Source organism: Corallococcus terminator (assembly GCF_049194865.1).
Classification (GTDB): domain Bacteria; phylum Myxococcota; class Myxococcia; order Myxococcales; family Myxococcaceae; genus Myxococcus; species Myxococcus terminator_A.
Genome location: NZ_JBLZWL010000142.1, coordinates 86,243 through 108,940 on the forward strand (window position 1 = coordinate 86,243; position 22,698 = coordinate 108,940).

At 70.2% G+C, this 22,698-nt stretch carries 18 protein-coding genes; 14 read left to right on the forward strand and 4 right to left on the reverse strand.

Annotation, left to right across the window (positions count from 1 at the left end):
• Window positions 1-36: 36 nt before the first annotated feature.
• A complete protein-coding gene (locus tag ACN469_RS41980; protein WP_498777761.1) occupies window positions 37-852 on the reverse strand; it encodes a ThiF family adenylyltransferase in 816 nt (271 codons plus the stop codon).
• A 483-nt stretch (window positions 853-1,335) separates the two neighbouring features.
• Between ACN469_RS41980 and ACN469_RS41985 the strand changes: the two genes are divergently transcribed.
• A complete protein-coding gene (locus ACN469_RS41985; protein WP_498777763.1) occupies window positions 1,336-2,739 on the forward strand; it encodes a hypothetical protein in 1,404 nt (467 codons plus the stop codon).
• A gap of 12 nt (window positions 2,740-2,751) precedes the next feature.
• On the opposite strand, the gene ACN469_RS41990 is transcribed toward ACN469_RS41985, so the two are convergent.
• A complete protein-coding gene (locus ACN469_RS41990; RefSeq protein ID WP_498777765.1) occupies window positions 2,752-4,539 on the reverse strand; it encodes a sigma 54-interacting transcriptional regulator in 1,788 nt (595 codons plus the stop codon).
• A 132-nt stretch (window positions 4,540-4,671) separates the two neighbouring features.
• Complete coding sequence (locus ACN469_RS41995) at window positions 4,672-5,262, reverse strand: GNAT family N-acetyltransferase (RefSeq protein WP_498777767.1); 591 nt, start codon at window positions 5,260-5,262, stop codon at window positions 4,672-4,674.
• Between the two features lie 110 nt (window positions 5,263-5,372).
• Between ACN469_RS41995 and ACN469_RS42000 the strand changes: the two genes are divergently transcribed.
• The 9 genes from ACN469_RS42000 to ACN469_RS42040 are packed head-to-tail and all read left to right on the forward strand — an operon-like array spanning window position 5,373 to window position 15,871.
• Complete coding sequence (locus tag ACN469_RS42000) at window positions 5,373-6,080, forward strand: hypothetical protein (protein ID WP_498777769.1); 708 nt, start codon at window positions 5,373-5,375, stop codon at window positions 6,078-6,080.
• Between the two features lie 3 nt (window positions 6,081-6,083).
• Entirely contained in the window at window positions 6,084-6,878 is a 795-nt protein-coding gene (locus ACN469_RS42005) for a DUF4126 domain-containing protein (protein WP_498777771.1), read from the forward strand.
• Window positions 6,879-6,920: 42 nt separating this feature from the next.
• A complete protein-coding gene (locus tag ACN469_RS42010) occupies window positions 6,921-7,529 on the forward strand; it encodes a 4Fe-4S single cluster domain-containing protein (RefSeq protein WP_498777773.1) in 609 nt (202 codons plus the stop codon).
• Window positions 7,526-8,620 carry a hypothetical protein gene (locus ACN469_RS42015; RefSeq protein WP_498777775.1) on the forward strand — a complete coding sequence of 365 codons (1,095 nt, stop codon included), beginning with the start codon at window positions 7,526-7,528 and terminating at the stop codon, window positions 8,618-8,620. The genes ACN469_RS42010 and ACN469_RS42015 overlap by 4 nt, the downstream gene beginning before the upstream one ends.
• Window positions 8,617-9,183 carry a hypothetical protein gene (locus ACN469_RS42020; RefSeq protein WP_498777777.1) on the forward strand — a complete coding sequence of 189 codons (567 nt, stop codon included), beginning with the start codon at window positions 8,617-8,619 and terminating at the stop codon, window positions 9,181-9,183. Before ACN469_RS42015 ends, ACN469_RS42020 begins: the two co-directional genes overlap by 4 nt.
• A complete protein-coding gene (locus ACN469_RS42025) occupies window positions 9,180-11,297 on the forward strand; it encodes an AAA family ATPase (protein WP_498777779.1) in 2,118 nt (705 codons plus the stop codon). Before ACN469_RS42020 ends, ACN469_RS42025 begins: the two co-directional genes overlap by 4 nt.
• On the forward strand, window positions 11,290-11,556 hold the full coding sequence (locus ACN469_RS42030) for a hypothetical protein (RefSeq protein ID WP_498777781.1): 267 nt from the start codon (window positions 11,290-11,292) through the stop codon (window positions 11,554-11,556). The genes ACN469_RS42025 and ACN469_RS42030 overlap by 8 nt, the downstream gene beginning before the upstream one ends.
• Window positions 11,556-14,828: a DUF8586 domain-containing protein gene (locus ACN469_RS42035; protein ID WP_498777783.1), complete on the forward strand. Its 3,273-nt coding sequence runs from the start codon at window positions 11,556-11,558 to the stop codon at window positions 14,826-14,828. The genes ACN469_RS42030 and ACN469_RS42035 overlap by 1 nt, the downstream gene beginning before the upstream one ends.
• Window positions 14,825-15,871, forward strand: a complete 1,047-nt coding sequence (locus tag ACN469_RS42040; protein WP_498777785.1) for an AAA family ATPase — start codon at window positions 14,825-14,827, stop codon at window positions 15,869-15,871. Before ACN469_RS42035 ends, ACN469_RS42040 begins: the two co-directional genes overlap by 4 nt.
• 75 nt (window positions 15,872-15,946) lie before the next feature.
• Here ACN469_RS42040 and ACN469_RS42045 read toward each other — a convergent pair whose 3' ends face one another.
• Window positions 15,947-17,428 (reverse strand): hypothetical protein, encoded by a 1,482-nt coding sequence (locus ACN469_RS42045; protein ID WP_498777787.1) that lies wholly within the window; start codon window positions 17,426-17,428, stop codon window positions 15,947-15,949.
• 202 nt (window positions 17,429-17,630) lie between these two features.
• On the opposite strand from ACN469_RS42045, the gene ACN469_RS42050 reads away from it, so the two are divergent.
• The 4 genes from ACN469_RS42050 to ACN469_RS42065 all read left to right on the forward strand — a co-directional run bounded on the left by ACN469_RS42050 (window position 17,631) and on the right by ACN469_RS42065 (window position 22,670).
• A complete protein-coding gene (locus ACN469_RS42050; RefSeq protein WP_498777789.1) occupies window positions 17,631-19,127 on the forward strand; it encodes a hypothetical protein in 1,497 nt (498 codons plus the stop codon).
• 45 nt (window positions 19,128-19,172) lie between these two features.
• On the forward strand, window positions 19,173-20,534 hold the full coding sequence (locus ACN469_RS42055) for a WGR domain-containing protein (protein WP_498777790.1): 1,362 nt from the start codon (window positions 19,173-19,175) through the stop codon (window positions 20,532-20,534).
• A 6-nt stretch (window positions 20,535-20,540) separates the two neighbouring features.
• Complete coding sequence (locus ACN469_RS42060) at window positions 20,541-21,674, forward strand: STM4014 family protein (RefSeq protein WP_498777791.1); 1,134 nt, start codon at window positions 20,541-20,543, stop codon at window positions 21,672-21,674.
• 117 nt (window positions 21,675-21,791) lie between these two features.
• Window positions 21,792-22,670, forward strand: a complete 879-nt coding sequence (locus tag ACN469_RS42065; protein WP_498777793.1) for an SGNH/GDSL hydrolase family protein — start codon at window positions 21,792-21,794, stop codon at window positions 22,668-22,670.
• The last annotated feature ends 28 nt before the right edge of the window (window positions 22,671-22,698 follow it).

Genomic DNA, 22,698 nt, shown 5'->3' on the forward strand with positions numbered 1-22,698 from the left:
TGAGCCCCGCAAGGGCGGCGCGTCCGCCTCCAGGCATTACATGGGCTGACGCGCCTGCTGCTTCGTGGGACTGACGGCCGCTCGCACGTAGCGGTGGTCGAACAGGTCCACGTAGAGGTACTCCGGCCAGGACACCATCGCGCGCGCGCCCAGCATCACCCCACGCATCAGCTCGCTCACCATCATCCCCGCGGCCGTCGTGGCTCCGACGACGCACGTGGGCGCGTGCCCCTGGCCCGCGAAGCACGCGTCCATGGCGTCCTGCAACAGATAACTCCCCAGGTGGGGAATGATGGCCGGCAGGTCCACGCGACCATCCGGGAGGATGTAGAGCTGCTCATACAGCGGCGCATCCGGTTGGAAGACATGCAACGCGGCGCCAAACCCCAGCATCAATCCCGTCATCGCCGGCACGCCGCGCTCACGACACGCGCGGTGGAGCGCCTGCTTCGCGCCCGCGCCCGCGATGTCGATGACCTCCACCACGAAGTCCACCGGCGGCAGGACTTCGCCTCCCGCCAGCACGTCGTCCACGTTGGCCTTGGTGATACCCGCCTCCACGCGCCGCAGCCGCAGCCCCGGATGGATGTCCAGACACATCCGCCCCACCACGTCCACCTTGGACTGGCCCAGCGTGCTCTCGAAGCAGCCCACCTGCCGGTTCATGTTGTGGCGCTCGTAGGTGTCGAAGTCCGCCAGCGTCAGGCACCCCAGGCCCAGCCTCGCCAGGTCCACCGCGCACTGGCCTCCGGCGCCGCCCACTCCGGCCACCAGCACGTGCGTACGGGCCAGCCTCGCCATCACCTCCGGGCCGATGACCCCCAGGTTGCGCTCGAAACGGGGCTCCACCATGACGCCTCCACTTTCTCCCCAGGAGGCGTCGAGGTGCTCTTCGGACGCGCCTGCCTCCGCCCCGCCGGGACACCTGGATGTGGGCTCGGGGGTTCATCCCCGGGAGGCCAGCGCGACCCCAGGTGTTCAGCACTCTCCCCTCCCCGGAGGACGTTGTCCGACGCAGGGCACTCCCCACGTCCTCCGGCAGGTGACCCGGTCCGGTCTGCCCCGCACCGCTCATGGGTCTCTGACGCCACAACCGTGATGCGCCTGCTTCAGTCGTGAAGTGGGGTCAACGGCACCACACCCACCAGGGCATGTCAGACGGGTGATTCACAGTGGACTTCAAGCGTGAAGTCCAGGGATAGACAACACTTCAAGCCATTCATGTGTTCAAAGCTTGGCGTGGATTCTGCTCTGCAGGTGACACGGCACGGAGGACCCTTGGGCCACTCAACACTGGCCTTCCTCCGAACCCCTCTTCTTCGATTCGAGGTCTCTATGCGTTCGTGGTTCAGCCTTTTTGTCTGCCTGACATTCCTGTCATTGGGTTGTGGAAATTCCGAGCCTCCCGAAAGCTCGGAGGACCTCCGCGACAGCGCGACAGCGGCGCTGGTGTCGGGTGTCACCTCGTTGGACGGAGTGGCCAGCAGCGCCTCCACGCGGAGGGCCTCGCGTGAGGCGGTGTTCGGCGACGTTGCGCACTACCGCTTCGAGCTGCAGGTAGGTCCGGGCGTGCACGACACCGTCACGGTGCACCGGGTGGTGAAGGAGCGCGCGGCGTGGGTGCCCGCGAAGGCGAGCCGGGCGGTGTTCATGGTGCATGGCGATGCGTGGGGTTTCGAGGCGGCGTTCCTGTCCAGCGTCGACTCCGCGCACGTACCGGTGAACCACTCCATCGCCGCGTACCTGGCGCAGGAGGGCGTGGATGTGTGGGGCATCGACATGCGGTGGGTGGGGGTGCCGGCGGGCACGACGGACTTCGGCTTCATGGCGGGGTGGAACCTGGGCACGCACGCGAAGGACGTGGGCACGGGCCTGCTGCTGGCGCGGACGCTGCGGCTGGCGGGCGGCAACGTGGGCTCGATGAACCTGCTCGCGTGGAGCCGGGGCGCGATGGTGGCGTATGCCTATCTCAACTCGGAGGCGCGGCTGCCCAAGCTCTTGCGCCAGGTGGATGGCTTCATCCCCGTGGACATGGCGGTGCGCCACGCGCCCCAGTTCGCGCAGCAGCAGGCGTGGGCGTGTGAGCGGCACACGGCGCTGAAGGCGCGGCGCGACTCGGGTGTCACGGAGGGCGGCCTGTTGGGTTCGGCGCCCGGCATCACCCTCCAGTACATCGGCATGTTCGCGGCCACGGCGCCGAACGCGCCCTCCCCGCTGCTGCCGGATGACGTCTTCGGCCCGGGCACCGGCCGGCCCTCCAACCGGCGCGCCGCCATCGTCTCCGCGGCGGCGACGTACGCGCTGCTGGCGCCGCTGCAGCCGCTCGCCCCGGGCTACCACCTGATGGCGGGCATCCCCGACGCGTCGGGCCTGCCGGGCAGCCTCACGTACACGTCGGAGCACTACCTCTACGAGTACGCGCAGCGCGCGGCGCCCTACCAGAGCCTCAACGAGGTGGTGGAGTCGGACGCGTGGACGTGCGGGCTGGACGTGCCCTACGACGATTACCTCAAGCGCGTGAAGGTGCCGGTGCTGTACGTGGGCGCGGGCGGCGGCGTGGGCGAGTACGGCGTGCACTCCGCGACGCTGCTGGGCAGCACCGACGTCACGTCGCTCGTCGTGCGTGACTTGCCCACGGCCTCACGCGCGCTCGACTTCGGGCACGCGGACCTGTTCCTCGCGACCACGGCCCGTCAGCGCGTGTGGCAGCCCATCCTCCAGTGGGTGCGCGCCCACTAGTGGTGAACGGACTCAGTCCGCCTTCCACAACCCGTGGCGCCGGGCCCTTCGGCCCAGCGTCACGGGGTCCATGCCCAGCGCCACGGCCGCCCGGCGCAGCACGCCGCCGTGGCGGTCCAGGGCCTCGCGGATGAGCTCTCGCTCCACCCGCTCCAGCCGCGCGCGCAGCGAGCCGTCTCCCGCGAGCTCGTTGCGCGCCGGGGACACCGTCACGAGCGGCGGTGGCAGCAGGCGGCGCGACACCACCTCGCCCGGACGCGACAGCAGCACGGCGCGCTCCAGCACGTTGCGCAGCTCGCGCACGTTGCCGGGCCACGGGTAGGCGCGCAGCAGGTCCTCCACGTCCTGGGACATCCCGCTGGCGGTGCGGCGCAGGGCGCGGTTGAACACCTGCAGGAAGTAGCGCGCCAGCTCCGGCACGTCCTCGGGCCGCTCCCGCAGCGGGGGGATGTCGATGGTGAAGCTGTTGAGGCGGTAGAAGAGGTCCGCGCGGAAGCGTCCGGCGCGCACCTCCTCCCCCAGGTCCTTGTTGCTGGCCGCGAGCACGCGCACGTCCACGTGCCGCACCTGGGTGCCACCCACCGGCCGCACGTCGCCCGTCTCCAGGACGCGCAGCAGCTTCGCCTGGAGGTTGGGCGTCGTGTTCTCGATTTCGTCCAGGAAGATGGTGCCGCCGTTGGCCAGGACGAACAGGCCCGGGTGGTCCGCCACGGCGTTGGTGAAGGCGCCCTTCACGTGGCCGAACAGCTCGCTCTCCAGCAGCGTCTCCGTGAGCGCGCCGCAGTCCTGCACCACCAGCGGCAGCTCTTCCCGTCCGCTGTGCCGGTGGAGGATGCGCGCGAGCACCTCCTTGCCCGTGCCCGTCTCGCCCTGGAGCAGCACCGCCACGCGGTGCGGGGCCACCAGGCGCACCATCTCCATCACCCGCTGCATGGCCGCGCTGCGCAGCCCCACCTCCTCCTCGCCCCGCCCGCCTGGCTCCAGGGGTTGGGCCTGCGACAACGCGCGCTCCCGCAGCAGGTTGCGCTCCAGCTCCAGCGTCATGCGCCACTGCTCGGTGCGCACGCCGCGCTCGCGCCCGGCCTGGAGCACCGCCTGCCTCAACGCCTCGCGCGAGGGTGACTCCCCGAGCGCCCGGAACACGAGGCCCGCGTTGAACAGCGCCACCAGTCGCTCCGGTGCGGCGGGCGCGCAGTAGAGGATGCGCGAGGCCAGGTCCGACGGAGGCACCGCGCCGGACAGCTCCACGTCTGGGTTCACGGTCGTCAGCCCCTCCACCAGCGCCAGGGCCCGGGCCTCCTCGCCTCCGCAGACGAGGAGCGCCGCCGCGTCACCGCGCGCCAGCAGCGCGTGCGCATCCTCCGCGCTGGCGGCGAAGTGCGGCACGGCCTGACCTTCCAGCGACGCGCGGATATCCTTCGCCTCCTCCTCGCTGGCGAACGCCACCACCACCTGGAGCCGCGCCGTCGACAGGTAGCGCGCCAGCTTCACCCCGTCGGAGCCCTCGAAGGAGTGGAAGAAGACGCCCAGCGCCGTCACCGCGCCGCCCGACTCGTGGCGCCAGCGCACGTCGCCGCGCGCGCGGATGTGCTCGTTCGAATCCGGCAGGGAGAACGACAGCTCCACGGACTCACCCTCGCGCGGGCCCTCCTGGGGGCCTCGCGGCGTGGCGATGAGGCCAATACCCGTCTCGCTGATGTTGACGGCCCAGCACCCCGGAAGGGCGGGCTGCGTCACCACCTTCACGTACAACGGCTTGCGCTCGCTTCGAGGGGCGTAGGCGGACACAGGCCGCGTCATGACCACCACACTCTACTGCAGGGATGAAGCCTTGCTGGGAAATTGCGGCGCCAGAAGATTCTCCACCCATCACTCATTCTCGCAACCCGCGAGAGCAACGGCCCAGAAGCGAGCAAGCGGGTTGAAGTCGACTCAGGCCCTCGAAGCGTCGAGCAGCAGGCCCATGATGAGGCCGTCGACATAGGTGCCGTCATCGACGCGCAGGTGGGCACGCTGGGTGCCTTCGATGACGAAGCCCATGGAGCGATAGAGCGCGACGGCCTTGGTGTTGTCGGCCCGGACGTGCAGCTCCACGCGGGTGACGGCGCCACCGTCCGGGTCGCGGTGGGCGCGCACCCAGGTGAGCAGGTGCTCCATCAAAGCCCGGCCGACGCCCAGTCCCTGGGCCGACAGATGCACGCCGATGCCCAGCACGCCCGTGTGGCGCAGCATCTGGAAGCCATGACGGAGGATGGAGGCCTCGCCCAGGAGCGCGCCGTGCGCGTCCGTCACCACGAGGGCGAACGCGGTGCCATCCAACCGGTGCAGCCCCGCGGCCTCGCGCCGGGACATGAAGGCCACCGCGTCGACGGGCAATTCCTCCAGACGCTTCACCACCCCATGCCGGTCCAGGACCATGGCGCGCTCCAGTTCGAGCAGCGCGGGCCCGTCACCGCGCGTGGCCTCCCGGACCTGGGCGGGACGACCATCACGAAGCGACAGCGGGACAGGGGGAAAGCGCATGGACAAGGACCTCGGGGTACGACGGCCAGGGGGCCGAGCATGGGGCCTTCACGGTACCTGACTCGCCCCCGTGCTCGGGGCATGATGTGGACACGCCGATGAGGGGGACGATGCCTTTGACGATGACCGCGAGCGCCCGGAGCGAGGAGCACGAACTCGCTTTGCTGCTGAGCGGGCGCTGCCGCCGGTGCGCCGAGCGGATTCCAGGAGGGACCGCGCTGCGCGGGCGACCCTGCCCCCGGTGCGACGAGCAGACGCTGCCCAGCCCCACGGACCGCGAGGTCCTCCACCAGCTCGCCTCCGAGCGGGCCACGGTGAGGTTGGGCATCGCCGTGGCGGTGGTGGCGCTCGCCGCGCTGGTCGCGAGCTGGGTGCCCCTGCTCACGTCGCTGCTCCTGGTGGCCGCGCTGGTGTGGCTGCGCGTGACGCTGGTGACTCCCGCGCTCCAGCTCCTCACGCCCCAGCGTCGGCTGGTCTCTCGGTGGACGCTGCGCCTGGCCGCGGGCTGCTTCGTCGCGCTTTCCGTCCTCGTGTTGGAGCTGCTGACGCTGGTCCCCGCTTTCGGCGCGCTGGCCAAGGTGGCCCTCAGCGCGGGCCAGGTCGCGGTCGCCGGCCTCTTCGCGCGTCGCTACCTCGCGTGGCAGACCGAGCGCGAGGCGCGCGGTGTCTCCGTCGCCTTCTGGGAGATGGGCCTGCTGGTGGGGTGGATGCTGATGCTGCTGACCTTCACCGCCGCGTCGGTGTTGCTGGTGCTGTACGTGCTCCAGTCGCTGGGGCTCGTGCAGGGCTTCCTCGCCGCGCCCATGGGAGGGCGCTGAGCCATGCTCTCGTTCGCCCTTGCTTCCCAGGTCATCGGCCTGAGCGGCGCCTCCGGCACGCGGGCGGGAGGCAGCCTGCTGCTGCTCGCGCTCGCCGCGCACTACCACTACCTGTCGCTGCCACCGGAGATGATGTGGCTCGCGACGCCCCAGGCGCTCGGGGCCTTCGTCGCCTTGCTCGCGTTCGAGATGTACACGCAGCGCGACAGTGACTTGCGCATGGTGCTGGGGCTCGCGCAGTTCGCGCTGAGCGCGGGCAGCGGCGCCACGGTGGCGCTCGCCTCGCTGGGCGTGGGGACGGAGCAGCTTCCTCCATGGGCGGTGGGCGCGGTGGGGGCCTTCGTCGCCGTGTCCACGTTGTCGGTGCGACAGTGGCTTCACACTCGCGTGGACCAGCTCGAGTCGGAGGTCTTGCATCCCCGGCGCTGGCTGTTGCGCACCGAAGACGTCTTCGGCCTGGGGCTCGCGGCGGTGGCCATCCTCTGGGCTCCGCTGTCGCTGGCGCTCGTGCTGCTGTTCACCCTGGCCTGCGGCGCGGCGGGGCTGGCGGCGTATCGGCTGGAAGCACGCTCGCGCCGCGCGTGTCCCGCCGGGTGTGGGGCGAAGATTCGCGAGGAGGCCTCGCGCTGCCCCAAGTGCCGCGCGGACGTGCCCGTGGCCAAGGCTTTGGACCTGCGACTCGGTGGACGGATGCGGGACGCGCTTCGCGGGGCGCTCGGGTCCGGGAACTCCAGTGCTCCACGCCTTGAGCCAGGCATCCAGCGCGACGGCGGCAAGGTCCCTTCCCGGCTGGGATGATGGGCGGTCCCCGCCGTTCCTGGCATGCTGCGGACGGCTCCCATGTCTTCGACCGCGGACGCGTCTTCTCCTGGCCCGGTGCTCCGGGTCGCCCAGCAGGTTCCCCGCACCGAGGCGGAGGGCCCCGGGCGCCGCTTCGCGCTCTGGCTCCAGGGGTGTCCGCTGCGCTGTCCCGGGTGCTGCAACCCGGAGATGTTCGCGATGGAGCGCGGCACCGTCGTGACGGTGGAAGCCCTCGCGACACGGGTGCTCGCGACGCCTGGAATCGAAGGCTTCTCACTGCTGGGGGGCGAGCCCTTCGCGCAGCCCGGCCCCGCCGCCGACCTCTGTGAGCGCCTGCGCGCGGGCGGCCTGAGCACCATGGTCTTCAGCGGCTACACGCTCGCGGAGCTGAAGGCCCAGCTGAACCCGGAGGTCGAGCGGTTGCTCGCCAGCCTGGACCTCCTGGTGGATGGGCGTTACGAGAAGGACTTGCCGGAGACGCGCCGGCGGTGGATTGGCTCGAGCAACCAGGTCATGCACTTCCTCACCCCGCGCTACTCACCCGAGGACCCGACGTTCACCGCGCCGAACACGGCGGAGCTGCACCTCGTCGAGGGCCGGCTCATCGTCAACGGCTGGCCCGACCTCGCGGACCGTCTCCGTCCATGACTCGCGTCTCGGCTTCCGAGCACCTGCTGCTCACGCTCGCGCGGACCGTCATGGGCCTGGGGCAGTACGCGCCCGTGGAAGACCTGCTGCGTGAACGCCACACCGTCGCCGCGCGCTTGAGCCCCGGCGCACTGGGCTCGCTGCGCGACACGCTGGCCAAGGGCACCGTCCTCGCGCTGGCCCGCTGTGGAGGAGCGAGACGACGACGCCACCTGACCTCCGATTCGGGCCAGTCGGGCCCCTCGCGGCTCTGGGAGCGACACCGCGCCCCCGCGCTGCGCTTCTCCGCGCTCTGCTTCCACACGTTGCGCTGGCTCGTGGAGCAGCCGCTCGTGATTCCCGGCCACCGCCCCCTGGACGTAGACGCGCCGCCGACCCTCGCAGACGAGCTGTTCCTGTTCCTGTGCTGCCGACTGATGGCGGGCACGGCCTGCGCTCCGGCGCTCGGCGCTCAGCCCCAGTTCCAGCGCTCCATCCTCTGCCGACTGGGGTTCCCCGACCTGTTCGTCGCCGTGCCCGGGCACCTCGACGTGGAGGACTTCGCGCCGCTGCTCGCGGAGGGCGGCTGGTTGATGGAAGCGCTCCAGGACGAGCTGGCACTCCGGTGGCGCCGGCTCGAGGAAGCCAAGACCCGGCTCATCGAGCCCAAGCAGTTGGTCGACCTGGGCACCACGCAGGAGCGCACGCTGGCCGCGTTCCTCGATGCCGTGGACGGCGCGGGCCGAAGGGACCTCGCGGGCTTCGTGCTGGAGGCGCTGCGCCCCCTGGTGGACCAGCCCGCGTCGCGCTGGGTGTCGAGCCTGTCTCCTCGCGCCTCGCTGAGCGTCAAGGCCGAGGCACGACGGGCGGCGGGCGCGAGCCTGCGCGCGCTCGGACGGATGGCGCGCTGGGACGCCGAGCACCGCGCGGTGCGCTTCTTCGACGACGGCTACGAGGGCGCGCAGCTGCTGCTCTCCGCGTGGGCCTCCTTCGGTGAACCCGGCTTCCGCCTCGCGTCGGACCGCGAGCGCGAGCTGACCACGGACCTGGCGACCCCCGTCGAAACGATTCCGGATACCCTCCCCCTCCCTTCCGCCGAGAGCGCCCCATGAGCCGCGCCTATCGTGTCTCCGTCTCCGAGTCCCTCAACCGCATCGTCCAGGCTGAAGACGGCGTGTGCTCCAAGCTGGAGCTGTTGCCCTTGCTGTCTCGCGAGGAGACGGCGGGCCTGCTCGCCGCGGAGCTGGCGAACCGTGGCTTCACGCAGGAAGGCGACGTGGCGGTGCGCATCGAGGCAGACGGCGTGCGCGTGGCCGTGGACGTCACCACCGGCGAGGTCAGCGTCACCCTGTCGGACAAGGAAGAGGTGGAGCTGACCGCGACGGCCGAAGTCCTCACCCACACTCCGGACGCATCCGAGGCGACGCGCAAGCTCGCGAGGGAGAAGGCGCGCGCGAAGCTGGAGGACCAGACCCAGGACGCGACCGAGACGCTGCGCGAGGACATCACCCGCCGGCTGGAAGGGCGCTTGAGGGACCTCAAGTCGGAGCTGGACTCCATCGCCAACAAAGTCACGGGCGAGGCCCTCAAGGTGCGCGCGTCGCAGCTTGGCACCGTGGAGGAGATCCACGAGGACGCGGCGACAGGCTCGCTCACCATCAAGGTGCGAGTATGAGCCAGCGCATCCCAGAGGAGTCCCTGCCCACGGAGCTGACGCCCTTCGCGGCGGTGGAGGCCGCCTATCCCGCGGAGCTGGGCCGCCTGTGCGAGGCGCTGCTGCGGGGCCTGCCGGTCATGGTGGAGGCGGACAAGGAGCTGACGCCGTACTTCTACAAGTGCCTGCGAGACAGGCTGAAGAAGGACGGCAAGCAGTTCCTCTACCTGGACGGCCGCGCCGCCGCGGAGCCGCCGCCCGGGATGCCCGCGCCCAGCATGATGGCCACGCTCATCGGCCAGCTCCGCGACGCGGTGCGAGGCGCGGTGCGTGAGCGCATCGTCGTGCTGCCCCACCTGGACCTGCTCACCACCAGCAGCGGCGGCCTCACCTCCGAGGCGCGCGAGGTGATTCCGCTGCTGTATGAAAACCCGGAGATGCTCTGGGTGGGCTTCAAGGACCCGTCCTTCCCCCTGCCTCGCGTCATCGAGAACCTGTTCCCCCACAAGGAGAGCATCCTCGGCGTGAGTCGGGAGCGGCTGCGCCACCTCGTCACCCAGCGCGAGTGCCGCAAGTTCGGCCAGGGCCTCCAGCCGTATTCGCTCTACAAGCACGTGTCCGGTGTGAATGCCGTGCGCCTGCGACGGCTGCTCGGAGCCATCACCGGAGAGGACTATCCCAGCGACGCGCGGCCCGCCTTCGCGCAGCTCCGCTCGGCCACGCTGAGCGGCTCGCTCAACGTGCCGGAGATCGACCTGCACACGGAGATCGGCGGCTACGCGAAGGTGAAGGAGCGACTCCAGCGCGAGATTCTCGACGTGCTCGCGCACAAGGAGACGCTGACGGACGCGGACGCGGTGAAGCGCGTGGAGGGGCTGCTGCCGCGCGGAATGATCTTCTGGGGCCCGCCGGGCACCGGCAAGACGCTGTTCGCCAAGGCGATGGCGTCCTCGCTGGGCGCGGCGGTGCTGGTGGTGAGCGGCCCGGAGCTGAAGAGTCGCTGGGTGGGCGAGAGCGAGGAGAACCTCCGCCAGATCTTCGTGCGGGCCCGCCAGGCCGCGCCCAGCATCATCATCTTCGACGAGCTGGACTCCTTCGCGGCGGCGCGCGGCACGTACACGGGCTCCGGCGTGGAGCACTCGATGGTGAACCAGCTCCTCACGGAGATGGACGGCTTCCGCAAGGAGGAGCTCGTCTTCGTGGTGGGCACCACCAACTTCGTGGAGTCGCTGGACCCCGCGCTGCTGCGCCCGGGCCGCTTCGAGTTCCAGCTCTGCATCCCCTACCCCAACAGCGCTGACCGCCGGGCCATCCTGGCCATCTACAACCAGAAGCTGGCCCTGGGCATGACGGAGCGGGCGCTCGACTACGCGGTGAAGCGCACCGGGGACCGCGTCGAGGGCACGGGCACGCGCTTCTCCGGTGACCACATCCAGGCGCTGTGTCGGGCCCTGGCGCGACGCAGGCTGCGCGATGGAACGCAGGCGCCCACCGAGCCGGTGGACGTGGAGAAGGCCCTCACGGACTTCCTGGACCGGCCGGAGCTCACGTCCGCCGAGGAGAAGGTGGTGGCCACGCACGAGGCGGGCCATGCCGTGTGCGCGCTGTTCTGTCCCAGCGCTCCCGCCATCGACCGCATCAGCATTCGCGGAGACCTGGCCGGGATGCTCGGCTTCGTGCAGTACGCGGACCCCGCGCATCGCTACGTCGTCACGCGGAGCCAGTTGCTGGACACCATCTGCATGCTCTTCGGCGGACGAGAGGCGGAGGCGCTGCTCCTGGAGGACCTGTCCATCGGCAGCGCGCATGACCTGGAGCGCGCCACGGAGATTGCCCGCGAGCTGGTGGAGACGCTCGGCATGGGCGGCGATGGAGTCCCCGTGCGGCGCTTCGACGCCCCAGGGCGGGACGCTGAGCGGCATGCGCTCTCCGATGCGACGCGCTCCACGCTGGAGGCCGCGGTGCAGGAGGTGCTGGCGGTGCAGCGCGCCCGGGCCCGCGACATCCTCCACCGCGAGAAGGCGCGCCTCGTCGCGTTGCGGGACTTGCTGCTGGAGCGCAAGGTGCTGGACCGCGAGGCATTCGTCCACCTGGCGCCCACGGTGGCGCCGCAGAAGGAGCCGGCCCATGGCTAGTCTCATCCTCCGTCTCCTGGTGAATCCCCAGACGGGTCGCAAGGACGTCGTCATCCAGTACGAGAGCGACTCCGACGCGCTGCCCATGGAGCACGAGGAGGAGCACCGCCGCCTCGTGGACCAGCTCATCGCCGGGGGCGCGCTCAAGGCCTCGGAGCTGGGCCGCGTCATCGTGCAGCGAGACACCCCGTCCGGCCAGGTCGCGCAGCCCGAGTCCACGTCCGAGAGCACCGCCGAGAAGGTGAGCCAGAAGGCCTGATGTCCACGATCGTGTTTCCCACCGAGGAGGCGCTCCACCTCGCGCTGACCTCCCGCCTCGTCCCTCCGGAAGTCCAGGCCACGCCGGCCCGCTACCGTCGGTCCGCCGAAGGTGTGCTCCACGTCACCGCCCAGGCGCCCTTGTCGAAGGCCGTGCTCGCGGAGCTGGCCACCTTCGGAATCAAGGCCGACGCGAAGGCGCCTCGCGCGGAGGACTCCGTGCTGTGCTGGGCGGAGCTGCTGGCCTCGCGCCGCGTCCCCGTCGAGAGCGCGCCCCTGGGCTCGGTGTTGTTCCTGCCCGTGGATGGTGACGGGCTGCTGTCGCTCGCGGGCGAGCTGCTGCGCCTGGGGTGTGACCGCCAGGAGTTCTGCTTCGCCGAGGAGAAGCAGGGACGGCGGGCCCTGCTGCGCGCGTCCGACCCGCCCTACTTCACGCTCACCGGCGCGATGGACCGCGTGGGCGGCCTGCGCGCCTTCGTGCCAGCGGTGCCGGGACAGCACTCCATCTGGGTGGAGCTGGGCCATGCGCATCCGCTCGCGCGCACGCTCCTGCCCGCGCCTGGCACCGTGCTGCTCATCCCCGGGGAAGGCCCGTGGCTGACGGCGCCGGATGGCCCGTGGACGGACCTGTATCAGCTCACGGACCTGCGGCTCCCCGCCCCCGCGGAGGACTGGACGTCGACGGCCGCGCCGGGCCGGCTCTCCGTCCACTTGAAGCTCACCCGCGCCGCGCGCACGGAGGCCGCGAGCCTCTGGGTGCTGCGTGAGAACGCCGTGGCGCAGGTGGAGTCGCTGGTCCACACGCTGCCGGAGGCGCTGCTCGCGCAGCTTCGCTTCGCGGTGACCGGGCCCGCCGACGCGCCGTGCATCATCCTTCGCGCGCGCCACGGGCGTGAGCGCCCTCCCGAGCTGGGCCTGTCCGCCATGGCTTATGCGCCACTGCCCCAGCTCTCCGACCTCTACCTGCCCTGTGACGGACTGCTGGAGCCGCCCGTGCGCAGGGACCGGCTGCGCGCGCTCCTCGCGCCCGTACCGGACACCGTCACCTGGTTGCACCCCACGGGTGGCGGAGGCTTTCGAGCGGAGCGAATCCCCGAGCAGGCCTTCCAGCCGCTCGAGTCCTGGGTGGACTACGTGGTGGACACCGCCGCCTCGGCCCTGGAGCCGTGGGTGAAGGGAGCCACGTTCGACTTCGGCGCCCTCGAAGCCACGGAGGGCGAGTGGATGCCCGGCGCGGCGCGCCCCGCTCCCACCGAGGAGAGCGAGGACCCGGACGCCTCGTCGACTCGGAGCCGTCGCACGCGTCGGGGACAGAAACCGCCGCCGGTGCCCGTCGAGCCCGCGCAGCCAGCGACAGCGAAGCGCTCCGCGTCGCGTGGCGCGGGGACCAGCCTGGAGCCACTCACGCCCGCGCAGCTCGGCGCCGCCGAAGAAGCTCTCACGGTCGCCGAGAAGTCCTTCCTCGACCTGGAGGCGTCCGCCGATGCGCCCGAGCGGCAAGCGCTCTGGGTGCACATGGCAGAGCTGAATGGTCAGCTCGGTCGAGGGCGCGACGCGGCGCTGTGCTGGACGCGTGCGCTCTGGAATGCCTCGGGAGCGGAGGCCACGGAGCTGGCCCGGCACTGGGCGGAGGCGGAGTCCCGCGCGGGTGTCTCCCAGGCCGAATTGCTGGCCCGCGCCACGCCCTCCGAGGACGACGTGCGGAGCCTCGCGAGCGGCCTCGTCCTGGGGGCGCTGACGTCGCCACGGAAGCCGCCAGGGGATGTGCCTTCGCTCCAGCGCTGGTTGGACCGACACGACACCGCGCTCGACGTGCGCACGCTGTGGCTCTCGCGCGCCGCGCTGGACACGTTGGCGGGCGGCGACCCGCTGAGCCTCGCGAGGACGGGCGACCGGCTGCTGGAGATGCTCCAGCGAGGGCTCTCCCTCTCGCGCGACGTGCCGCGCTTCCTGCGCGGTGGCGCGGATGCGTCGGCGCTTCCCAGGCTGGCGGCGCAGCTCGACGCGCTGCTGGACCGCTTCGAGCGCACGACGCGGCGTCGCTCCTCCGTCGAAGCACCCGCTGAGCTGACGCAGGCCTATGTCCGCTTCGTCTTCGCCTGTGGCCTCGCGAGGCTGGGTCAGGCGGACCGGGCACGGGCGCTGGTGGCATCGGCCACGGCGGCGCTGGACGCCAAGGAGCCCATCCATGGCTTCCTGTCACGGGCCTATGGCGCGCGCGTGGCGCAAGCACTGGAAGGTGAACCGCTGGAGAGCCCGCTGCCGGCGGACATCTCCGCGGAGCTCAACGCGCTGGCCACCTTCCAGCGGTACAAGGTGGACCGGCTGCGACAAGCCTCGGCGCTGCTGGAGCCCAGCGAGCGATTGGACCCGGCCCGAGCCTTCGGACGCGGGACACGCGACTTGCGAGGCGAGGAGTTCGCCGCGCTGCGAGACATCCGAGACGCCGCCACGGTGACGCACGAGGTGGTCCAGTTGGTGAGACGCGCCACGAGCGCCCGCCTGCAGGCGCCCGAGCGACTTCGCCTCATCGGCGGCTTGCTGGACACGTTGCCTCGCCTGTCCCCGGCGCGGGCGCTGCCGCTGATGGATGAGCTGGTCTCCGCGATGGAGGGGCTCCCGGGTGAGTCCCAGGCCAGGCTCCTGGGTGACGCGCTCACGCTGGCGGCGCTGTTCGGCCGAGCGGACCGCGCGACATCGCTGGCCGGACGGCTGCGGCTGGTGTTGGCCGGACTTGCGCCGGAGTCCCCCGCGTGGGGCGAGGGCATCCTGGAGGCCAGCCTGCGCGGCCTGCGTCGCGTGGGACTGGCTCGCGAGACGGGCGAGCTGGTGGAGGCGACGCGAGGGTTGCTCAAGCGGGCCAAGGCGCCCGTGGCGGCGCGGCTGGGTGTGGCGTCGGGAATGGCGATGCTCGGGCACGTGGACGAAGCGCTGCCCGTGTTCAACATGGCCTTCGACGCGCTGGCCGCGGCGAAGGGCTCGCCCCAGGAGCGGATGGCCCTGACGCGGAGCCTGGCGGGAGCGCTGGCGCACACGCCGACGAACATCGCGCTGCCGGGGCTGGCGAGACTCTCCGAGGGGCTCGCCACGGTGACTGACAGCTTCAATACCAACAGCCACTTCTGTCTGTCCGTGGTGGAGCTGGCGGACGCGTTGGTGCTGGGCCACGTGGAAGTGGCGCAGGGCTCCAGCGAGCGGGCACGAAGCTGGTTGGACGAGGATGAGTTCCTGGTGCGGCGACGCATCCATCAGGAGTTGGAGGAGCGTACATGAGCAGTGTTCCCCGACGGGAGGAGCCCGTCGCCGACCCCATCACCGCGCTGACGTTCGACGCGCTGTCACGCGAGGCGCAGGGGCTGCGCGAGCGACTCAACCGGTTCCGACAGGGGCTCGGGCGACACTTCGTGGGCAAGCAGACGCTGGTAGATTTGATGACGGTGGCGGCGGTGGCGCAGGAGCCGCTGCTGCTCGTGGGTCCCCCGGGCACGGCGAAGTCGGACCTGGTGCTCAAGTTCCGCGAGGCGCTGCGCATCCCCAACGAGGACTACTTCGAGTACTTACTCACGCGCTTCACCGAGCCCTCAGAAGTCCTGGGCCCCATCGACATCAACCTCCTGCGCCAGGGCCGCTACATCCGCCGCGAGGGTGGCAAGCTGCCCACCGCGAAGCTGGTGTTCCTGGACGAGGTGTTCAAGGCCAGCTCGGCCATCCTCAACGCGCTGCTGACGGTCATCAATGAGCGCAAGTTCTACCAGGACGGCGCGCCGCAGCCGGTGAAGCTCAAGGTGCTCTTCGCGGCGACCAACGAGCTGCCCGAGCACGCGGAGCTGGGCGCGCTCAAGGACCGCTTCTGCTTGAAGGCCGCATGCCGCCCGGTGCAGGACCGCTACTTCCTGGAGCTGCTCGACTCCGGCCTGGAGTCGCAGACGCACCGGGAGCTGAACCAGAAGCCGTGGGCCGAAGGGCACGCGACGCTGGAAGACCTCCTGAAGGCGCACCGCTACCTGACGCTGATGATGGGGCGCAAGGAGATGGGGCCGGACGGGCGTGAGCTGAAGGACCGTGACCTGTTCTTCCGCGACGAACTGCTGCGCGAGTTCCGCCGCGTGGTGCAGACGCTGACGCGCGAGGACGGCGTGTTCATCAGCGACCGCAAGCTGGTGAAGCTCTACCGGCTGCTGCGCACGCGCGCGTGGATCTTCCACGGCGGCGCGGTGGAGCGACAGGACCTCCAGCTCCTCTCCTACCTGGGAGAGACGCGGGAGGAGATTGACCTGCTCGAAGAGAAGGTGCCCCGGCTGCTCGGCCTGACGTGACGTGCATCCGCTGAAACGCAACGAGGACCTGGAGCGATGTCTCCAGGTCCCCGTGTCACGACCCGCGAGCAGTGGCTACGGCGTACAGGTCACGTTCGCGGGCACGGCCCAGAGCTGGTACCGGAACGTCTCTTCATCCCTCGCGGCGAAATAGATGAGATTCCCCACGCGGGAGAATGCCCAGGGCGACGACGTCAACACGGGAGGCTCGGTCGTCAACTCCGCCGTGGTGGCGGCCGTGCCACGCGTCACCCAGGGATTCGTGAAGTTCCCCGGCGCGTCGGCGCCCGCGAAAATCACCCCGCCGCCCGCGAGGGGATAGACGTCGGAGTTGAAGTCGCCGGAGACGCTCAGCTCACTGGGCAACTGGCGCGTGTTCGCGGCCGTGCCATCCGTCACCCACAGCCGCACCACTCGCGCAGTGGGGCCCGAAGTGCCGATGGCCACGGCGAAGTACAGCTTCCCTCCCGAGCGGGTGAACTGCTGCAGGTACGGGAGCGCGTCAGGTTGGCTCGCGAAGGGATTGGCCAGGTACGTGATGGTCGTCTTTCCGCCACCCGCCAGCGCCACCCGATACAGCCCCATCCGCTGCGTCACGGGGTCCGCGCTCGTCAGGTACACGGAGGTCCCCAGCGAGCCGGACATCCGCATCGCCCTGCCAAAGGTCTCCAGCCGCACCGTGCCGGCGGCGGTGCCATTCGACTTCCACACCTCCGTGTTCGGCCCATCCTGGAGCGTGAACAGCCCCGTGGCGCCGTCCTCGGTGACATTCACATCGACCACCCGGACCTCGCCCGCATCCAGTCGCTTCACGAAGGCTGTTCCGCCCGTCGTGCCATTCGTCCGCCACAGCGCCGTGCCTTCGTCGGGCGAGGACAGGAAGAACAGGTGCGAGCTCGTGGTCCGCACATACTGAGGCAACAGCGTCGCCAGGACGCCGAAGTTCACGAGCAGCGTCGTGCCTCCGGACGTGCCATCCGAGCGCCACAGCTCCACCTGCGTCCTCGGCGGCGTCATCACCTCCCGGCTGTTGAAGAACGTCGCGGCGCCGCCGAACACGGAGACCTGGGAGAACGACGAGCTCTCCGTCCCCGGCGTCACGTCCTTCACCAGGTGCGTGCCGGCATCCGTCCCGTCGGTAATCCACGGCTCCAGGCCCGTCTCGGGCGTGTGGACCTGGAACAAGAGCCGACTGCCCAGGGGCGCCAGCGAAAAGACGTTCCGCGCTGGAGTCGTCGCCGAGAAGGACTTCACCACCACGGTGCTCGCGTCCGTCCCCTGACTTCGCCACAGCGTGGCGCTGCCATCTCGGAAGTTGACGGAGAAGTACGCCTTGCCCTGGACGTCCCTGATGCCCTCGGGCGTGACGACGAAGAAGGGTGACTCCGGTGTGCCCGCCGGGACGACAATCTTCACCCGCTCGGCGCCCGAGGGCGAACAGGCCAACGCGGACAGCTCCGCGGGCTCCGACTCCAGCGAGGATGTCTCCAACCCGGGAGCACCACCGCACCCCCACCCACCCAGACAAAACAAGGCCCAGCCCCACATCGCGCGCATGCTGTTTCCTCTCCTCCAAAGCAAGCACTGCGACGGTGGGAACCAGGCAGGCACTGAGCAACTGCCCCGGAAGGCCATCAAGCTGTGCGCCCCAGGACAGGGCTCCGCTCCTGCGCCCCGCTGCCGAAAATCCCCAGATTCTCTCCCGCGCGCCGACGCGGCCCTCCATCGATTCCCCTCGGAGGTGATACAGAAAGGACGCATGGCAGCAGCGGAGCCGCGAGGCCCCCAGGACATGGAGCGATGGTTGTGCGCCGGGCTCGCCCTGGCGCGGCAGGAAGGCCTCGACGCGGAGGCGCTCGCCACGAGCGTGCCCTGGCTCCTGGCCACGCTCGCGGAGTCGCCCACCCTGCCACCGCCCGCGCTGGTGGCGGACCTGGGGCGGCTCGTCAGCGGCCATCCCCTGGCCCCCTCACTGCCCGTCCCCGACACCCTGCCCCGCCTGCGCGCCGCGGTGCGCGCGTATGACGACCATGTCCTCGCGCGGCTCGCCGCCGAGCCTCACCTGGAAGCAGTCTCCGCCGCGCTCGCCCGCCTGCCGGAGGCGCTGCGCCCCCGAGGCGTGGCCTTCCTGGTGTCCCGCATCCTCTCCCGCCTGGGCTTTACCGCCAGCACGTCCGTGAGCCCCGCGCTCGCGCGGCGCGTCCTCGAACGTCCACCTGGGGAACTGTTGTCATCCGGCTACATCTCCCTGCGTGAGCCCGGCCCCGCGCTGGAGCAGCTGGCCCAGGGCTACGAGGCCCTGAGCACCGGTGCCCGGCGCGCGAGTGCCCTGCTGGGCGACGCGGAGGCCTTCACGCTGGAGAACCTGGAGCACCTCCAGGGCAAGGCGCAGCGCCTGGCGCTGGAGCAGGCCGTGGAGGCCGCCGAGGCCCTCTCTCGCGCCCTTCCGCCCCGCCTCCGCGCGCGCTCCGTGTCCACCGGTCCCGCGCCCACCGCGATGGAGGACGACGCCGCGTTTCCGCAGGGCGGGTTCTCCTCCGTCTCCAACGTGGGCAGCCTGGAGAACCTGGTCACCTCCGAGCTGGTCTACATGGAGGACGAGCCCACGCTCGACTTGTTCGACGTGCGCTACGTCGAGGGCGAGCTGCTCTACTACACGCGCGACGAGAGCCTCGCGGTGCGACGCCGCCGCGTGGTGACGTTCGTCCTTCCGCCGAGCCTCGCGGACGCGAGGGTGAAGGACGCGGGCGTGCGATGGCAGCGCGCCGTGCTGGCCCTGGGACTGGTGCTGTGCCTGGTGCGGAGGCTGTCCACGTGGCTGGGAGACCAGGACCTGCGCTTCCAGGTCGCCTTCCCCTGGGATGGCGACGGTCCCCACCCGCTCGAGGCCGAGCGCGGCCTGTGCGAGCTGCTCCTGCGCGAGTGGCGCGCCCGGGGCACCGCGGAGATTCTCACCCCGCGAGACTCCGCCGAGGTGCTGGCGAGCGCGGCGGAGCAGGCGAAGCGTGCCCGGGTGGATGTGCTGCTGCTCGACGCGGCCCGTCAAACGCGGCTCGACACAGCGAAGCTGCCCGCCCGCGTGGGGCTGCATCACCTGGACATGAGCGAGCCGAGCCCGCGCCTCCAGGTGGCGGGCCCCGGGGCTTCTTCACGGGAGCCAGGAATCCAGGAAGTCGGTCCCCAGCAGGGCCCTGAAGAGACGCCTTGGGAGGCCTGGACTGGCGCGACGCTTGAGCTTGCGCGAGGGCTTCTCTAGCGTCCGGTCCGGGAAGCGCCACGCTGGGCGCAGGAGAGGACGGCCATGCCGCGGTACGAGTTCAAGGAAGGCAGCTCCAACAAGTTCTGGGAGATCAAGCTCGAGGGCAAGGCCTTCACGACGCGATGGGGCCGCATCGACACCGACGGCCAGGAGAAGACGCAGTCCTTCCCCTCCGACGAAGCGGCGCAGAAGGAGTACGACAAGCTCGTCCGCGAGAAGGAGAAGAAGGGCTACGAGCTGGTGGGCGACGGTGAAGGGGGCGAGGACGGGGATGACGAGGCGCCGAGCGTCGAGGGCAAGTCCAACCCCGAGCTGGAGGCCGCCATCCTGAAGGACCCGGACAACGTGGACGCGTACCTCGTCTACGGCGACTGGCTCCAGAGCCAGGGCGACCCCCGCGGCGAGCTCGTCGCCTTCCAGCATGCGTTGTCGAAGGCCGAAGGCACCGAGGCCTCCAACCTCAAGCGGCAGGTCAACGCGCACATCAAGAAGCACAAGGCGCTGCTGCTCGGCGCGCTGGCCAAGGCGTGGTCCGAGGAGGAGCTCAAGGTGGAGTGGCACCTGGGCTTCATCCGCGACGCGCGGCTGGGCAAGAAGGACTACGACTCCGAGCTGGAGGTCGCCGAGACGCTGGCGAAGCTGCTCGCGCACCCGTCGGCGCGGTTCCTCCAATCGCTCACCATCGGCATGGTGGATATGGAGGGTGAGAACTATTACGACGAGCCCATCAAGGCCATCGTCAAGCTGAAGAGCCTGCCGACGCTGCGCAGCCTGTTCCTCGGCGACTTCGAGTACCCGGACGAGACGGAGATCTCCTGGTCGTACATCAACGACGTCTCGGGGCTCTACAAGGTGCTGCCGAACCTGCGCTCGCTGCGGCTGCGCGGCGGGTCGGCGGACCTGGGCAAGATTGATTTGCCGGAGCTGCGTGAGTTCACGATGGAGACGGGTGGCCTGCCGCTGGGCGCGGTGAAGTCCATCGCCACGGCGAAGTGGCCGAAGCTGGAGAAGCTGGAGGTCTGGTTCGGCTCGGAGAACTACGGCGGGGAGGGCGGCGTGGAGGACATCCAGCCCATCCTCGACGGCAAGGGACTGGCGAACGTCAAGGTGCTGGGCCTGTGCAACTCGGAGTTCACGGACCAGCTGGCGCAGGCACTGCCCACGGCGAAGATCCTCCCCCAGCTCGAGAAGCTGGACCTGTCCAGGGGTTGTCTGTCGGACAAGGGCGCGCAGGTGCTCGCGGACAACGCCGCGGCGTTCAAGCACCTCAAGCACCTGGACGTGACGGAGAACACGCTCACCAAGGCCGGCGAGAAGCTGGTGGCGAAGCTGGCCGCGACGGTGGCGGCGGGCAGCCAGCGCGACTACGACGAGGAGTACCGTTACGCGGCGGTGGGCGAGTAGCGCCGCATGACGGCGGTGCCTGACTTCATCCTCATCGGCAACGCCGAGAACCGGCGCGTCACGTTGTTTCAGGACGCGCTGGCCCGTCAGGGACTTCCGCCCGCGAGGGTGGTGCCCTGGCGGGAGCTGCTGAGGCGCCCTGCCCTCCTCGCGGAGCTGCCCGACACGGACGCCTTCGTCCGCATCGACTCCGCGGGTGAGAGCTGGGAGGTGGAGAAGGCGCTGCTGAAGTATGGGTATGAAGCCGCGCGGGAGTACGGCGGTCAGGTGCTCGCGCCGGACGCAGTGGATGGGCTCGTCGAGGACCACGGGCGCATCCTGGCGCCGCGCCAGGGGCACCTGGGGTTCCTGCGAGTCCTCTCCGAGCTGGATGCGGTGTTTCGCGAACGGCCACGCTGGCGGGTGCTCCAGTCCCCCACGAGCATCGCGGACCTGTTCGACAAGCGCATCACCTCGCGGAGGTACGCGGCGCTCGGGGTGCCCGTGCCGGAGCCGTTGGATGGCGTGACGGACGTGGCGTCGCTGCGCGAGCGGATGGACGAGGAGGACTGGCGCGAGGTTTTCGTGAAGGTGTCGTGCGGCTCGTCGGCGTCGTGTCTGGCCATCTTCCGCAGACATCGGGAGCGCGAGTCACTGGTCACCACCGTCGAGCAGACGCCGACGGGTTGGTACAACTCGCTGAAGGTGCGCCGAATCACGGAGCCGGAGCGCGTGGAGGAGGTGCTGGACTTCCTGCTGCGCGAGGGTTCGCAGGTGGAGCGCTCGATTCCCAAGGCGCGGCTGGACGGTGACTACTTCGACTGTCGGGTGCTCGCGGTGCGAGGAGAGCCCGCCTTCATGGTGGTACGCCAGAGCCGAGGCCCCATCACCAACCTGCACCTGGGCGGCTGGCGCGGGGAGCCAGAGGAGCTGGAAGCGGCGGTGCCACGCAACGAGTGGAAGGCCGCGATGGAGAGCTGCCGCGTGGTGGCGCGCGCCCATGACTGTCTTCACGTGGGCATCGACCTGATGTTCGAGGAGTATTTTTCCGGACACCGCGTGGTGGAGGCGAATGCCTTCGGCGACCTGCTGCCCAGCCTGCGTCGCGACGGCCTCTCTGTTTACGAGTGGGAGATTCGCGAGGCCTTGAGGACTGTCTGAGGGCACTGCGACGCGGAAAATTACGCGACACCAGGAATACGAGATTAGTCAGAAACTTGTTCCACAGGCTCCCGACAAACAAGAAGTCGTTCCATCCTTGCTCGGGAGTATTCCGTGATGTCGTTCCGCCTTCTCCTCGCCACCGTCGCCCTGACGGTGTTGCTGCCCTTCCACGCAGGCGCCCAGACCCAGCTCGTCGTGTTTGGCGACAGCCTCAGTGACTACGGAAACAACGGCATCGCCACCAGCAGTCCGACCAGCAATCCCAGGAGCCAGATCACCGGTGTCTGGGTGAAACAACTGGCGAACCAACTCGCCCTCCCGCTCACGGCCTCCGACAACGGCGGGACGAACTACGCCCGAGGCGGCGCCGTCACCAGCGGGATGACCACGCAGGTCCGCAGCTACCTCACCGCGCATCCGACGGCCTCGCCCACCGCCCTCTACATCCTGTGGGGCGGCGGCAATGACATCCACTACCGGGCCCAGGCGAACCCCTTCGACGCGGCGGGCCTCAGGACCACGGCCGCCACGGCCGTCTCCAACATCGAGTCCCAGATTCGGCTGCTCGCGCGGGCCGGCGCGAAGTACGTGCTCTGGGTCAACATGCCGGCGCTGCACAAGACGCCCGCCGCGCTGTCCATTCCGGGCGGCCTGGGAACCACCGTGCTCCAGCCTCCCTCACAGCACTTCAACACGCTGTGGGCCCAGTCCCTCGCCCGGCTTCGGACGGAGTTCCCGGGCCTCACGCTCGGAGGCATGGATGTGTATGCCCTCTTCCTCGACATCACGTCGCGCCCGTCCGCGTATGGGCTGACCAACGTGACGTCCACGGCCAAGGGCAAGGCGGTCAACCCGGACACGTATCTGTTCTGGGATGAAATCCACCCCACCAGCTACGCCCACGGAATCCTCGCGGACCGCGCCTACGACCTCATCCAGGACGCGACGTCCATCCTGGAGGAAGACGCCCCGTGGGCCGGGCTCGCGTACTGACCTGAAGTCCGGGTGCCCCTCGCGAGCC

Bases quoted from the DNA above. Each gene is read 5' to 3' on its own strand.
- ACN469_RS41980 (WP_498777761.1), bottom strand. From the start codon at position 852: ATGGTGGAGCCCCGTTTCGAGCGCAACCTGGGGGTCATCGGCCCGGAG.
- ACN469_RS41985 (WP_498777763.1), top strand. From the start codon at position 1,336: ATGCGTTCGTGGTTCAGCCTTTTTGTCTGCCTGACATTCCTGTCATTG.
- ACN469_RS41990 (WP_498777765.1), bottom strand. From the start codon at position 4,539: ATGACGCGGCCTGTGTCCGCCTACGCCCCTCGAAGCGAGCGCAAGCCG.
- ACN469_RS41995 (WP_498777767.1), bottom strand. From the start codon at position 5,262: ATGCGCTTTCCCCCTGTCCCGCTGTCGCTTCGTGATGGTCGTCCCGCC.
- ACN469_RS42000 (WP_498777769.1), top strand. From the start codon at position 5,373: ATGCCTTTGACGATGACCGCGAGCGCCCGGAGCGAGGAGCACGAACTC.
- ACN469_RS42005 (WP_498777771.1), top strand. From the start codon at position 6,084: ATGCTCTCGTTCGCCCTTGCTTCCCAGGTCATCGGCCTGAGCGGCGCC.
- ACN469_RS42010 (WP_498777773.1), top strand. From the start codon at position 6,921: ATGTCTTCGACCGCGGACGCGTCTTCTCCTGGCCCGGTGCTCCGGGTC.
- ACN469_RS42015 (WP_498777775.1), top strand. From the start codon at position 7,526: ATGACTCGCGTCTCGGCTTCCGAGCACCTGCTGCTCACGCTCGCGCGG.
- ACN469_RS42020 (WP_498777777.1), top strand. From the start codon at position 8,617: ATGAGCCGCGCCTATCGTGTCTCCGTCTCCGAGTCCCTCAACCGCATC.
- ACN469_RS42025 (WP_498777779.1), top strand. From the start codon at position 9,180: ATGAGCCAGCGCATCCCAGAGGAGTCCCTGCCCACGGAGCTGACGCCC.
- ACN469_RS42030 (WP_498777781.1), top strand. From the start codon at position 11,290: ATGGCTAGTCTCATCCTCCGTCTCCTGGTGAATCCCCAGACGGGTCGC.
- ACN469_RS42035 (WP_498777783.1), top strand. From the start codon at position 11,556: ATGTCCACGATCGTGTTTCCCACCGAGGAGGCGCTCCACCTCGCGCTG.
- ACN469_RS42040 (WP_498777785.1), top strand. From the start codon at position 14,825: ATGAGCAGTGTTCCCCGACGGGAGGAGCCCGTCGCCGACCCCATCACC.
- ACN469_RS42045 (WP_498777787.1), bottom strand. From the start codon at position 17,428: ATGCGCGCGATGTGGGGCTGGGCCTTGTTTTGTCTGGGTGGGTGGGGG.
- ACN469_RS42050 (WP_498777789.1), top strand. From the start codon at position 17,631: ATGGCAGCAGCGGAGCCGCGAGGCCCCCAGGACATGGAGCGATGGTTG.
- ACN469_RS42055 (WP_498777790.1), top strand. From the start codon at position 19,173: ATGCCGCGGTACGAGTTCAAGGAAGGCAGCTCCAACAAGTTCTGGGAG.
- ACN469_RS42060 (WP_498777791.1), top strand. From the start codon at position 20,541: ATGACGGCGGTGCCTGACTTCATCCTCATCGGCAACGCCGAGAACCGG.
- ACN469_RS42065 (WP_498777793.1), top strand. From the start codon at position 21,792: ATGTCGTTCCGCCTTCTCCTCGCCACCGTCGCCCTGACGGTGTTGCTG.